The following is a 12590-nucleotide window of genomic DNA, read 5'->3' on the forward strand; positions in this document are numbered from 1 at the left end:
TCAACTGCTATTATATTCGATGGTTTACGAGTTATTGTCAAGAAAAACTTCTAAAGCCTATCCCAAACTATTAGTTATTAAATAATATACATTGATAAGTATTATTTGCTAGAATCGATAGTCGATACATTATTACTACCAATAAAACGTTCAAGTGTTATATTTACACCCATATACATTTGATTTTTATTAAATAAGAGGATTGCTACTATGGCATATGCGTCTAAGATAAATACCGCTGCCAAACTGTTGATGAGTACTGCGTGTATGCTAATGCTGTCCATGAATGCCAGTCAGGCTATTCAAGTTTATAAATCAATTGGGACACATGGTGAAGTAAAATATAGCCAACATGCGCCGCAAGTCGGTAAAAATATCGAACTGATTGAGTTTCGTAGTGATGGTAGACAGAACAATGCAGGGCAAATGGCAGGAAAAACAGATCCTAACCAGAGCAGCAATGCTCAAACTGCAGAAGAACAACGAGTAGCAGCACTTGAAGCACGTATTAAAGAACAAGAAGCTCAGGCTAATGCCCAACGCTGCCAGTCATTACGTAATAACTTGACCAACCTAAATGTAGGCGGACGTATCTATGAGATGGATGCTAACGGCAAACGCCAGTATCTAGATGGTCGTGAGATTGAGCTTAAGCGCGAGCGCGTACAGCAAGCGATTACTCAGTATTGCTCCAACCCTTCTACCTAGTCAAATCTCTTGAAAGCAAATATCAAACTATCATAAGCTGCATGACGTGACGAATGGCTGCTGGCATATCTTGAGCTTGTAGCCCTCTTTGCCCCACTAGCAATGTATTGGTGTTGTTATTCGCTTGACTCACCAATACATCTCCTGCAAACCCATGTATAAGAACCGCTTGATGTAAGCTACGTGCCTCTGCTGATAAATCTTGCTGTGCCAATAGTCCAGCGGTCACCCCAGATAGCACATCACCCATGCCAGCGGTTGCCATGCCAGCATTCCCTACATTACATACGTATACGTTTTCTCCTCCCTTTTCTTGCTCTAGCACTAAAGATCCTGCCCCTTTTAACACCCAGTCACCGCCATATGTTGCAGCACACTGTTTTATAGCTTGCAGTCTATTGGACTCAATCTCACTTACTTTTTGCTCAAGTAATCTAGCTGCTTCACCACTATGCGGCGTCAAGCAAACCCGATGATTCGTACTGTATTTTCGTAGCTCTGTTATTAGCTCATGATTACCCATGTGCAGTGATGCCAAGTGATAAAGACCATCAGCATCGATCACAATTGATTTTTCACTCTCTATAGCAGCCTGTACATAATCAATAAATAATGCGTTGGCTTTTTCGTCACGGCCAAGTCCCATCCCAATGGCAACGACACTGGCCTGCTTGATTAAATCTCTTACGCCGCTTGCGTCATGTAGATTAATAGTCATCGCATCTGGCAATGAAGTCAGTAACGACCCATGAAAAGCCTCATGACAGGCAACTGTTATTTTACCAGCACCTGTCGCCATCGTACTGGCTGCAGACAGTATGGCAGCACCACCCATACCCTGAGAGCCATCGACGCGATTTCCGCCAATGACTAGCACATGACCATAGCTGCCTTTATAGCTGTTTTGGCGACGCAGATTCATACTATGTGCAGCCGTCATCAACGTGGCAACTGGCTCAAATGCTTGACTGGCATTTTTCTCAGCTATCGTATGATGGCTAGCTGTTTGCTGGCATGCTTTTTGATAAGGTATCAACGGTATATCGATTACGTCTCCGCTATAATCTGTACCATCTTTAGTATGCAGACCAAACTTACGCGCAATCAAACATAGAGTCACGTCAGCTTGTATTGCTATGCGCTCGAACACTTCACCAGTAGAAGCCACTAAACCACTTGGAATATCAACTGCTATTGCTAGTGTGTTATTTTTCTGAGTAACGTTGTTAAAAGCTTTAATAGCTGATTTATAAACGCCTTCTGGTGCACGATCTAAGCCAATACCAAATAATGCATCGATATAGATATCAGCTGGCAAAACTCTTTTATCCGTATCATCGTGACTAACAATGTCTTCAAATCGTTGATAGTGACAGCTGCTAGCTAAAGCTATCTGTAATGCCTTTATCGAGTCAGTAATATTGCTACTATCGCTGTCTCCATTGTTAGGAGTTTTAGAAGTTACTGATTGATCATGGAGATCAAAATCATTTTCACTAAAGCCAACTGTTATTACTTCTACTTGCCAGCCAGCTTGCTGTAAATAATGAGCGATAAGCCAACCATCACCACCATTATTACCTTTCCCTACCCAGATACTTGCTCGACGTGGATGAGCACTACGGTGATAAACGTTAGTATTAGCAGAATGGCTAGTACTGACGGTTTTTCGCTCATAAACCTGTTCTATTTGCTGTGTCATTTGCCAAGCAGCTTGTTTCATCAAACCAAAACTGTCGTATCCCTCTGCAAACCAAGCCTGTTCCATCGCATAAACCTGCTCACTACTATATAGCGCGATAGGTTTTGTATTTTTTATAGGTAATAAATTGGTATTATTTCTCATAACTTATCCTTGGTGTTTCTACTCATTTTTTATTTTATTTAAATTTGGTTGCTCATTTCTCATATCAGCTTAGCAAAAGCTTACCTCGACTTATGTATCAATATGAATGTGAGTTTATTTTCTTTTATACTTGCACTCATTGCTCACTGGCTTATCATAGCCGTATTTACATTATCTCTGATTGTCAGATATGAATAATCTGATTAAAACAAACGAGAAAACCATCTAATAAGCACCTACTCTCTATGCCTACTGATAAAAACAAAATCGCCATTACGAACCCAACTGTATTTACAACCACAGCTGATGTTAAGCAGTGGATTACAGCACAAGCACAGGCATTAGGATTTGCTGATTGTGGTTTTTTATCTGTGCATCATCCTTTGTTTACTCAGCAGATTGAACAACTACAGAAGTGGCTAGATAAAGGCTATGAGGGCCAGCTGCAGTTTATGCACAACAACCATGATCTGCGCGCTCATCCTGATCAGCTAGTCGAAGGCGCAAAGACCATCATCAGCGTACGTATGGACTATCTAACTCAAGCACCCACACCGCGTGCTGTCACTGATAACGATCATCCCAATAAAGGCATCATCGCGCGTTATGCAAGAGGGCGCGACTACCATAAGACAATGCGTAGTCGTTTAAAGCAATTGGCTTTGAAGATAGAAACAATGCTTCCTGAATGGCAACATTTAGATATCGGTTCAGAGAAAGAATTTGTTTTTAGACCCTTTAGTGATTCTGCGCCTATCTTTGAGCGGCCTATTGCCGATGCTGCTGGTCTGGGCTGGACAGGTAAGCATACGTTATTAATCAACAAACAAGCTGGCTCATTTTTTGTGCTAGGTGAGCTGTTTTTAAGCTTAGAGCTGCCCGATGACCAGCCTGTTAAAGAGCATTGTGGCAGTTGTAGCGCTTGCATTGATGTATGCCCTACTCAAGCAATTGTAGCGCCTTATGAGCTCAATGCTTCTGCCTGTATCTCTTATTTAACTATCGAGCATGATGGCGTCATCGATACCAAATATCGACGCGCGATTGGCAATCGGGTGTTTGGCTGCGATGACTGTCAGCTGATCTGTCCATGGAATCGTTATGCCAATCTGACTACCGTCGATGACTTCGCACCAAGGCATGGACTGGATAATAGTAGCTTGCTTGAACTATGGCAGTGGCAAGAAGCCGACTTTATGAAGAACATTCAAGGTAGTCCGCTAAGACGCACCGGCTATGTGAATTTTTTACGTAATATCGCTATCGGCCTTGGCAATGCTAATGCCAGCTTAGAAGTAGTCGAACAGTTAAAATCTAAATTAACCATACATAATGACATGCTAGATGAGCATATCGAATGGGCTCTAGCTGAGCAGCATAGTAAGCTAGACTCAACCAATTAACCAATCACTTTATAACTATCAAATATCCCTGAGATAAAATGGTTAGTTGAAGTGTACAACATAAAAAAAGCCTCTTAACAATAAGAGGCTTTTTTACTGAAAATACTATATCTAAAATAACGTGTCTTTATACACTACTTCGAACATTACGGCTTAGGAATGCGTAATACTTGACCTGGATAGATTTTATCTGGATCAGACAACATTGGCTTGTTCGCTTCAAATATCTTCATATAGTCACCAGATGAACCATATACTTCTTTAGCGATTTTAGACAAACTGTCACCAGACTTTACCGTATACATCGTAGATTCAGGTGCATCTTCTTCAATATCGATGTTATCAATAACTTTTGCAACGTTTTGCACGTTACCGATAGCGATAATGGCTTTTTCACGATCGGCTTGAGTCTTAGCATTACCGCTAATTTCTGCCGTATCTGTAGAACCGTTATACTTGATTTTTAAATTACTGATATTTAGGTTCTGTTGCTGAATACGACGCAACAGAATGTTAGCAACTGATTGAGCTGAAGGCTCGCTGCTTTTTACCGGCGTATTAGCATCTGCCTTGGTTTCTGTCTTAGCATCATGCTTCTCATCATCACGATTAAAGATTTTATCACCGATATCTTTTGCAAAACTGAACATACCCATATATCTACTCCTTGAAATATTGTTATTTGTCATTCTTTTAATGAAATACGCAATCAAACGATATTTTAAATGTCTAACTGGCGTCTTTTTCTACGGCTTACTATTATGAGTATAGATAAAAGGAGTCGATGTAGATAGTAATAGTATGTTGAGTAATGTTGAATTGACGTAGTCAATGTTAAATTCGATTACTGCATTTAAAAATAATAATCACGCGCCCATAAAAAAACCGCCTATCTAATCAGATAAGCGGCATTATAAATCTGCTAAATAAGTAGCAGATTATAGTTGGGCTTGTACGTAATCGATTGCTTTTTGAACAGTAGTCAATTCTGCAGAATCTTCATCAGGAATAGTGATACCAAAATCACTTTCAAATGACATAACCAATTCAACTAGGTCTAAAGAATCTGCACCTAGGTCTTCCATGAATGAAGCATCGTTGTTGATGTCTTCAACATTCATACCTAGTTGCTCAGCTACTGCTGCTTTTACTCTTAGCTCGATATCATTACTCATGTAGATCACTCCGTTATCATCTATTGTTTTAATAAACTGCTATATCGCCTTATTTAACGCTATAGCATGGTATATAAAATGCGTTTGCCAGACCAGCAATGCTGTCTGAGTACTCTATGACATGTTATACAGTTTGTCTGATGTCTAATAAACCCCTGTTATCATACAGGGCTTTGACTTAAAAGTATCCGTCATTATAGCACTCTTTATTATAGTTTACACTCGTTCACACAGTTTTTTATTATAACTATGTAACGCTCGTATATTGACTACATATACATGCCGCCATTGACAGGAATCACAGCGCCTGTGATATAGCTGGCCTCGTCGCTAGCCAAGAAATGTACCGCTGCAGCGATGTCTTCTGGCTGACCAAGACGACTGATAGGTACAGCATCTAACATGGAGTTCAATAGGCGCTCATCAAGCTCATCTGTCATATCCGTTTCGATCAAGCCTGGTGCCACGCAGTTGATGGTCACTTGGCGTGAACCGATCTCACGTGCAAGCGTACGGCTAAACCCTTCTACGCCAGCCTTGGTCGCCGCATAGTTAGATTGGCCTGCATTGCCCATTTGAGCGACTACAGAGGTGATATTAATAATACGGCCACGGCGTGCTTTCATCATACCGCGTACGGCACGTTTACTCATGCGATATACTGAGGTCAAATTGGTATCGATAACGTTTTCCCAATCTTCATCTTTCATGCGCATCAATAAACCATCTTGAGTGATACCGGCATTGTTAACCAAGACTTGCACCGCGCCATAGACGCTTTCGATCTCTTCAAACAATTTGTCAATTTGAGCAGTATCACGTACGTCTAAAACACGACCAATACCACCAGTATCATGAAGGTAGTCATCGATAAGCTCAGCGCCTTTTTCGGTGGTCGCGGTTCCAATGACAAAATGTCCTTCTTTAGCAAAACGCTTGGCCACTGCCTTACCAATACCTCGGCTAGCGCCAGTCACTAATGTAATCGTACGGCTCATGATAACACCTCCAATAATTTTTCTAGACGGGCAGGCTTGTCAGTAGGATAGCTGGCGATTGGCTGCGTCTGACGCTTCGCCAAATTGCTCAGTACATTACCACTGCCGCATTCGATTAAGATATTAATTTGCTTATCAGCTAGCTCTTGCATGGTTTTTGACCACAGTACTGGCTCGCTCAGCTGTTCAGTCAATGCTTGCTTGATACCGACCGCACTGGTTTCAACGCGTGCATAGCGATTTTGTATAACAGGAATGGTTGCCTGATCAAACTTGATACCCGCTAGTATCTCAGCCAATGCATTGCTGGCAGGTTCCATAAGGGCACAATGAGACGGCACACTCACTTTTAGAGGAACAGATTTTTTGCCAGTATTTTTGACTTTATCAATAACAGCATTAACACCAGCAGCGTTACCCGAGATAACTACTTGTCCTGGACTATTGAAATTGGCTGCACCGACTACTGCATCTTCGACATGTTCGGTTGCTTGCTCACACAAGTTTTCGACTCGGTTGTCTTCTAGTCCTAATACTGCAGCCATAGCAGTATCAACACCTATAACGGCCTCTTGCATCAACTGACCGCGCTTATGTACTAAAGTGACTGCATCACCCAGCGATATCACATTGGCAGCACACAAGGCACTGTACTCGCCCAGAGAGTGACCAGCTAAATAACAAGGCGTCTCTTCTATTTTTTGTTGTAAGACACGCCAAATAGCAATACTAGCGGTCAAAAGCGCAGGCTGAGTATATTGGGTTTGATTGAGTTTTTCTTCGTCCTGACAGATTGCCCACAAATCCTCACCAAGCGCATCACTCGCTTCGGTAAATGTATCACGTATCTCTGGATAGATTTCGGCAAGCTCGCTCATCATCGCGACTGCTTGAGATCCTTGTCCAGGAAAAATGACCGCGATACGAGCGGGTTGCTTTTTTACCATATCGGGTACAGAAGCCATAACCAATATTCCTTATCTGATTAGAAATATCCCTAAAAACAATGGGGTGTATTATATTATTAGATGCTATACAAAGCCGCTACTTCAAGTATTTATGCAAGAAAACGGATTGTCAGTAAACTATACACTGACAGACACTATTATCATAGCGGATGCAAACCAAACAGCCAGAGTAACGCTGCCCAAATTAAAGGAGCAGATTATATCAGCACATTTTTAAATCTACTAAAAATAACAAGCGCATTAAGCAATAAGTCTAGTTATAAATAACAAAAAGCCAAGTTATCCAGCCACATAATATATGATAGCGAAATAACTTGGCTTTTTTTAGCTCAAAGCTTATTGACTAATAATAACTAGGCAAAAACAATAATAGTCACCAGTACTATTACTATCTTCGCCTAAGCTATCATAGAGCCAATGTCTTAGGCGTCTTGGCTGACTTTGAACAGTTGACGACCACGGTAGAAACCATCTTTAGTCATATGATGACGACGATGTTTTTCACCAGTGGTCGCATCTACGCTTAGTTCAGCAATTTCCATACGGTGATGTGAACGGCGCATGTCACGACGAGAACGGCTTTTACGACTTTTTTGAACAGCCATGATATAGCTCCTATACTTAAAAGGGATAAGCTTGAAATTCAGCTTAAGTCGATACTGACAGAGGCTATATAATCATAACAACCTAAGTCTTAAGCATCATTAGTTAAATAGATTGCCACTCACATAAAGCACTGACCAAGGCTGAATCTTATAAAAAATTTACCCAGTCAGTTTCTATCAGCAAGCAACAGGTTGCTCGAATGCAATAAACCGGACATTATACGCATGTTTATTAAATTAATAAAGCCCTGCCTCGCACTCTTCTGTACAAAGCTGATAAAAGGCTTTTTAAATGCATCGAGTAGATAATTTTGGCGCTTATAGTTTGCCTTTTAGCGAGGCTAAAGCAGCGAAAGGATTTTCACCTTCCTCTTCTTCTGGTATTTCACCAAACTGCTCAACAGACATTTCACAATCGTCATGCTTTGGTGCCATTGGGGTTTTGAGCAAGATCTCGTCTTCTACCAATTTCTTAAATGGCAACAGACGCTCTGGAGATTGCTCGGTAACGATTTCATCCAGTAATAAATAATCTTGTTCATCTTTAACTAAACGAACCTGACTATCATTTTCGAGTAGCGCAATGTCATAATCATCAGATAAGTCTATAGCGATTGGTTGTAAACAGCGCTGACAAGTTAGCCAAACATCACCTGTCAAAGTAAATGCTAAATGCAAGACGTTGTTACGACGATATAAGTTAGCGTTGAGCTGTATATCTGACTGCTCATGTTCAGTGCTCAGAGTAGTAGCAAGACGATCAAACGATCTTGGTTTGACCTCTCCTGACCATTCATAGCCAGTGTCTGCCCACTTATCTAAAGAAATATGCTCAGGCATGCCAGTAGATACAGGCGCTTTTTTATTGTCAGCGTGAGGTGCTGACGGTTTAGTTTCTGGAGTGCTTGACATGCGCGGCCTCATTCATAAAAACGGTGTATAATATTGCTTGCCATACTAACGGAAAGTGCCATATTCTGCTAGCGCTAGTATGTTAAGATTTTTTGATAGTAAATTTGTTTAAGCTCTTTTACTACTTACCTTTTACCTAAAGTTTTTTGTCTTTAGTATTTATTAAGTCAATGTCTTCTCTATGAATCTATCCGATAACAAAATTAATTTTTCTGATTTACTTTCTCCTACTGAAGCAAGTTCGTTGCTGCAACATCTTACTCAGTTAGGGAGTCATACTGAAAATGTTCCTAATAATAGACTGTGCCTCGATAAAGATGAGGATTTAAACGAATTAAGAAGTCAGTGGCAAGAGTTGTCTATTACTCAATTTGACAATACTCACACAGCAAAAATGATAATTGATAGCGAACGATTAGCTACCGACTGGCTTATACAGTTATTTAATACTTTATTCGCTGATCAGCAAGTTATATTGGTTCGTAGCAATGATGAACCCGAGTATTTTCCAGCTAAAAACAATGAACCCGCTCGAATTGAATTCGCTCATGGCTTTTTTGCTAGTGCTCTGCATGAAATTCACACATCTCCTTATAGGTTGACATGCTAGAAACCTCTTATTCTAATAGTGTACATCGCTATATTATTTGTAGGCATCTAAATTAAAACTATCACTTCGGTGATTATTACAACCTATCAGAACAAATCACTTTTACCTATCCAAAAGATAATGGTCGTTCTATCAATTAGGTATCATAACAATTAAGTTTTTCAGGTATCTTTCACATCTTCAGAAGCATTCTTTCTAATATCATCCTATCTAAGCTATAAACGCGGACATGATGCGCTTCGCTACGTCTATCTATTAATGGTTACTTTTGATCAATCGTACCATCCTCTAATCCAGTAGATTTTATCTATGTCAGATAGGTAGAAGTAAAAGTAGTTTTCTGCTATTCATGTTTATCATTAACGTCTTTGCACATAGTATTGTCAGTTGCAAGATATCGAATCATATGAACACGGATATAATGATGGTAATATTAAAGCACGCGAGTGTAGATAGAAGCAGACCCAAGGATGTAATTCACCACGGTGATATTAGGTCTTAATGCTTATCTATTCACTAAGCGAATAAGCTGACTAGCTATAGCATTATTATGTTTGTGGGCAGAATAGTTATTCTTTATTTCGGAGATGGCTGGACGAGAGTTAGTGATACTGGACTAGTAATCTTACATAGGTGAAATGATTTGATAAATATGATTGAATAGCACAATTAATTATGTTTCATCTTTCGATACTGGCTGTGAAAAGCAATACTATAATAGCTTAGCAACGTCGGGCTCAAACTATAAGAGCTAATTATCTTCGAGCGCTATCTTAGTATAGTGAGCATGTAGCAAAGCTTTTACTTCCTTGCTAGTTGCAATTTTACCTTCCTCAAAGTCTTGAAAGATGTGCTGAGTATCTGGGTTAATAGGAATATTATCGACTGCGAAGCTGCCCAAAGTATCAAAGTTAATGCGGCGGCGCTTTTCTATTTCTTGTTTGCTAACGAGGATAGGACGATCATCGGTAATCGATGCTTCAAATTTAGAATCTTCCATACTAGCTCCTATCAGTAGTAATAAAATTGTTCAGCAAGTCAGATAGTCTTCTATCTAGACAATCTTTCTCTCATTGCTATGTCTTATTCGGCTGATTTAATTGTATTAGTGATTTAGACATCGGTAAATCATGATTGTTTAATATCAAGAGCTATTGTGACTGAATAATTCGTACTTCTAGCATCTCCTAGAGTTGCGTAACTTACTTGCTCTAAAGTTTTTTGGGACCTATATGGGCTGAATAGCTCATCAAGAGTATGGTGAAAACCACCATCATCTACTGCAAATACATAATCAAAAAATATTTTGGCCATTGCAGACTGAGGGTGGCTAGCATCGCGAAAAGATTTATTGTGACTCCAACTACCACTGTATATTTTATTGAATACTCTCTCTATATTACCAGAAACAGAATTTGAAGCATGTTTTCGAGTAATACCTGGTTTTTGCACGTATGCAGCAGCATTTTCCACAGACTTCCAAATGATATAATGCATGGTTGATACAGAGCATTCAGCTAAACATGATCTGAGAATACTAATTAGCTTTTCGCCAATAGGCGGTGCTAGATAGTTCAATCTTGACCTAGTAATCAGGTAGCTTAAACACTCTCCTAGCTGTAACTTTTCACACCAGTTCTTAAATTGATCATTCGCTACTAGAGCACTGGTATTTTTCTGAGATTTAGCGTTTATCAAGATTTTAGTAAGATTCTCAATACTATAAGCAAACTCAAAGATCGCTTGATAGAAATCTATCTCTAGCTCTTTTTCTTCGTTGATAGTTACGTATTCGTAGCTATTTTCAGAAGCGAGTATGAGCAGATTTCGGTTAAAAAGATGCTGTAGTATCTCTTCATCTAATTTAGAGAACGGTGATAAAGGTAATGATAAATTGTCACGTAGAGAGACTGTATTCCTTATATTATCTGCCCCTAGGCTCTCTACAGTCGCTGCGAGTAGAAGTTTATCCACATCGTTAAGCTCAGTGACTGAAGGAATACTGCTTAATTGAATGCTTCGGCATTGATTGATGTACTCTAGAGCGGTCTGTCTCTTTTCTTCTGCTAAACGGTCTTGTTTAAGACGATACTCTAAGTACTCTTGATCCATTCTTTTTTCAAGCGCCGCCCTGCAATCATCACACCGCCATCTAATAAGATCCAATCGAGTTAGCTGTGAGCGAGTATAGCAAATCTTAGTTGTACCGCAGTCTATGCATTGGCAGTCTAGTACGACAAGATGAGCATTTATTTTAACGATACTAGGTATATCCTGATGCTTAACATCAAACTCTTGACCTATTTCTTTACAGGTATATATAAAACCACTTCGTTTATCGCCTTCTCTTAACCAGTACCTCTCACAGATCAGCTTATTAGTTTCTGTTATATCTGGCTGATACTCTAGTTTTGTTTTCATACTCACCTCATAATACCGACTATATCCCGTGGATATTATAGCCCACCACTGTGAGTATTGCTATTTTTAGCAGTGGTTGGTGAGATGAAGACAGATGAACGCATGATAGCCTTTGGAAAGCGTATCCGTGATGTGCGCAGAAGCAAAGGAATATCTCAAGAAGTGCTGGCAGAGATGGCAGATATTGATCGAAGTTATATGGGAAATATCGAGCGTGGAGAGAAGAATGTCACTCTCAAAAAGGCCTATGATATTTGCGATGCATTGGATATAGATATTAAGGATCTAGTCTAAATTGTTCGATTCATAATAATATGATAGTTAACTATAGTCAGTCTAGAATAAAAGAGATACAACCCATATCATGAAACAGCTTAGGTAGATTATTCTCCATCCAGCCTTGACGTAGAAATTTTGCCTGTGCCCACTTCTTTTCAATGGGATTTAGATCAGGGCTGTAGGGTGGCAACCAAAGAATACGAGAGACCATCCCAGATTCTGTGTAACTGACGTTTAGATTAAATACTTACACAAAATTTAGGAAGGTCTCTGAAAATTAACCACCTGACACAACTCGTCACCTACTAACAGATCTTGGCGGTCATAAAAGTTGCCCCAACGCTTATAATTATTATCCGTTCTCGACTCAGGGTTATAAGTAATGGCGATGTAGGTTTGAATTTTATTAGTGTCCTAAATTAGTTGACCACCACCAGATTCTTATCAAAGACTTCATCATCTATTATTCGCCAAACGGCAACTTGCTGATGGTCTTTGGTGGTGACTAGATTTAAAGTTTGTTCAATCATTGCTTGAGGTCTCATATCCTTATGATGTTTATTTGCTTCAAACCCAGTTACTTTACACTTAGCGGTTTAATTAAGCTACTTACTTGAGCTATTTGCTTCAGTTATTAGGCTTGGCTACTTACTCAACTTCAATAT

The 12590-nt window shown here is 39.7% G+C and carries 14 protein-coding genes and 1 pseudogene; 4 read left to right on the forward strand and 11 right to left on the reverse strand.

Annotation, left to right across the window (positions count from 1 at the left end; translation table 11 throughout):
* Window positions 1-210 precede the first annotated feature (210 nt).
* Window positions 211-708, forward strand: coding sequence for a DUF4124 domain-containing protein (locus JMX07_RS11595; protein ID WP_201608081.1), 498 nt, complete (start codon window positions 211-213; stop codon window positions 706-708).
* 22 nt (window positions 709-730) lie between these two features.
* Here JMX07_RS11595 and JMX07_RS11600 read toward each other — a convergent pair whose 3' ends face one another.
* Complete coding sequence (locus JMX07_RS11600; protein ID WP_201608083.1) at window positions 731-2554, reverse strand: NAD(P)H-hydrate dehydratase; 1824 nt, start codon at window positions 2552-2554, stop codon at window positions 731-733.
* A 245-nt stretch (window positions 2555-2799) separates the two neighbouring features.
* On the opposite strand from JMX07_RS11600, the gene queG reads away from it, so the two are divergent.
* A complete protein-coding gene (gene queG, locus JMX07_RS11605; protein WP_201608085.1) occupies window positions 2800-3957 on the forward strand; it encodes a tRNA epoxyqueuosine(34) reductase QueG in 1158 nt (385 codons plus the stop codon).
* 146 nt (window positions 3958-4103) lie between these two features.
* Here the strand turns inward: queG and lysM are convergent, their stop codons facing one another.
* From lysM to JMX07_RS11635, 6 genes are all read right to left on the reverse strand, one after another.
* On the reverse strand, window positions 4104-4613 hold the full coding sequence (gene lysM, locus JMX07_RS11610) for a peptidoglycan-binding protein LysM (protein WP_201608087.1): 510 nt from the start codon (window positions 4611-4613) through the stop codon (window positions 4104-4106).
* Window positions 4614-4895: 282 nt separating this feature from the next.
* Window positions 4896-5132 carry an acyl carrier protein gene (gene acpP, locus JMX07_RS11615; protein WP_057758815.1) on the reverse strand — a complete coding sequence of 79 codons (237 nt, stop codon included), beginning with the start codon at window positions 5130-5132 and terminating at the stop codon, window positions 4896-4898.
* A gap of 269 nt (window positions 5133-5401) precedes the next feature.
* On the reverse strand, window positions 5402-6130 hold the full coding sequence (gene fabG, locus JMX07_RS11620; RefSeq protein ID WP_057758813.1) for a 3-oxoacyl-ACP reductase FabG: 729 nt from the start codon (window positions 6128-6130) through the stop codon (window positions 5402-5404).
* Window positions 6127-7095, reverse strand: a complete 969-nt coding sequence (fabD, locus tag JMX07_RS11625) for an ACP S-malonyltransferase (RefSeq protein ID WP_201608089.1) — start codon at window positions 7093-7095, stop codon at window positions 6127-6129. The genes fabG and fabD overlap by 4 nt, the downstream gene beginning before the upstream one ends.
* A 425-nt stretch (window positions 7096-7520) precedes the next feature.
* A complete protein-coding gene (rpmF, locus tag JMX07_RS11630) occupies window positions 7521-7703 on the reverse strand; it encodes a 50S ribosomal protein L32 (RefSeq protein ID WP_057758809.1) in 183 nt (60 codons plus the stop codon).
* Between the two features lie 318 nt (window positions 7704-8021).
* A complete protein-coding gene (locus JMX07_RS11635; protein ID WP_201608091.1) occupies window positions 8022-8615 on the reverse strand; it encodes a YceD family protein in 594 nt (197 codons plus the stop codon).
* A gap of 301 nt (window positions 8616-8916) precedes the next feature.
* Here JMX07_RS11635 and JMX07_RS13755 point away from each other — a divergent pair.
* Window positions 8917-9195 (forward strand): annotated as a pseudogene (locus JMX07_RS13755) (elongation factor P hydroxylase); the annotation flags it as partial.
* Window positions 9196-9976: 781 nt separating this feature from the next.
* On the opposite strand, the gene JMX07_RS11645 reads toward JMX07_RS13755, so the two are convergent.
* Window positions 9977-10225, reverse strand: coding sequence for an antitoxin VbhA family protein (locus JMX07_RS11645; protein ID WP_057758803.1), 249 nt, complete (start codon window positions 10223-10225; stop codon window positions 9977-9979).
* 128 nt (window positions 10226-10353) lie between these two features.
* The gene (locus JMX07_RS11650) at window positions 10354-11646 is read right to left on the reverse strand and encodes a hypothetical protein (RefSeq protein ID WP_057758801.1); all 1293 of its coding nucleotides are present in this window, start codon (window positions 11644-11646) and stop codon (window positions 10354-10356) included.
* Between the two features lie 84 nt (window positions 11647-11730).
* Between JMX07_RS11650 and JMX07_RS11655 the strand changes: the two genes are divergently transcribed.
* Entirely contained in the window at window positions 11731-11940 is a 210-nt protein-coding gene (locus JMX07_RS11655; protein ID WP_058025361.1) for a helix-turn-helix domain-containing protein, read from the forward strand.
* A gap of 37 nt (window positions 11941-11977) precedes the next feature.
* Here JMX07_RS11655 and JMX07_RS11660 read toward each other — a convergent pair whose 3' ends face one another.
* Together JMX07_RS11660 and JMX07_RS13710 are read right to left on the reverse strand one after the other, a co-directional pair.
* On the reverse strand, window positions 11978-12136 hold the full coding sequence (locus tag JMX07_RS11660) for a transposase (protein WP_224737862.1): 159 nt from the start codon (window positions 12134-12136) through the stop codon (window positions 11978-11980).
* A 208-nt stretch (window positions 12137-12344) separates the two neighbouring features.
* Window positions 12345-12470, reverse strand: a complete 126-nt coding sequence (locus JMX07_RS13710; protein ID WP_256713876.1) for a hypothetical protein — start codon at window positions 12468-12470, stop codon at window positions 12345-12347.
* Between the last annotated feature and the right edge of the window lie 120 nt (window positions 12471-12590).

The sequence above is a fragment of the Psychrobacter immobilis genome (assembly GCF_904846235.1).
Lineage (GTDB): Bacteria > Pseudomonadota > Gammaproteobacteria > Pseudomonadales > Moraxellaceae > Psychrobacter > Psychrobacter immobilis_C.

Excerpts from the sequence above, each read along its gene's own strand:
- JMX07_RS11660 (WP_224737862.1), bottom strand. The coding sequence starts at position 12,136 with ATGGTCTCTCGTATTCTTTGGTTGCCACCCTACAGCCCTGATCTAAAT.
- acpP (WP_057758815.1), bottom strand. The coding sequence starts at position 5,132 with ATGAGTAATGATATCGAGCTAAGAGTAAAAGCAGCAGTAGCTGAGCAA.
- queG (WP_201608085.1), top strand. The coding sequence starts at position 2,800 with ATGCCTACTGATAAAAACAAAATCGCCATTACGAACCCAACTGTATTT.
- JMX07_RS11655 (WP_058025361.1), top strand. The coding sequence starts at position 11,731 with ATGAAGACAGATGAACGCATGATAGCCTTTGGAAAGCGTATCCGTGAT.
- JMX07_RS11645 (WP_057758803.1), bottom strand. The coding sequence starts at position 10,225 with ATGGAAGATTCTAAATTTGAAGCATCGATTACCGATGATCGTCCTATC.
- JMX07_RS11595 (WP_201608081.1), top strand. The coding sequence starts at position 211 with ATGGCATATGCGTCTAAGATAAATACCGCTGCCAAACTGTTGATGAGT.
- lysM (WP_201608087.1), bottom strand. The coding sequence starts at position 4,613 with ATGGGTATGTTCAGTTTTGCAAAAGATATCGGTGATAAAATCTTTAAT.
- JMX07_RS11650 (WP_057758801.1), bottom strand. The coding sequence starts at position 11,646 with ATGAAAACAAAACTAGAGTATCAGCCAGATATAACAGAAACTAATAAG.
- JMX07_RS11600 (WP_201608083.1), bottom strand. The coding sequence starts at position 2,554 with ATGAGAAATAATACCAATTTATTACCTATAAAAAATACAAAACCTATC.
- JMX07_RS13710 (WP_256713876.1), bottom strand. The coding sequence starts at position 12,470 with ATGAGACCTCAAGCAATGATTGAACAAACTTTAAATCTAGTCACCACC.
- JMX07_RS11635 (WP_201608091.1), bottom strand. The coding sequence starts at position 8,615 with ATGTCAAGCACTCCAGAAACTAAACCGTCAGCACCTCACGCTGACAAT.
- fabD (WP_201608089.1), bottom strand. The coding sequence starts at position 7,095 with ATGGCTTCTGTACCCGATATGGTAAAAAAGCAACCCGCTCGTATCGCG.
- fabG (WP_057758813.1), bottom strand. The coding sequence starts at position 6,130 with ATGAGCCGTACGATTACATTAGTGACTGGCGCTAGCCGAGGTATTGGT.
- rpmF (WP_057758809.1), bottom strand. The coding sequence starts at position 7,703 with ATGGCTGTTCAAAAAAGTCGTAAAAGCCGTTCTCGTCGTGACATGCGC.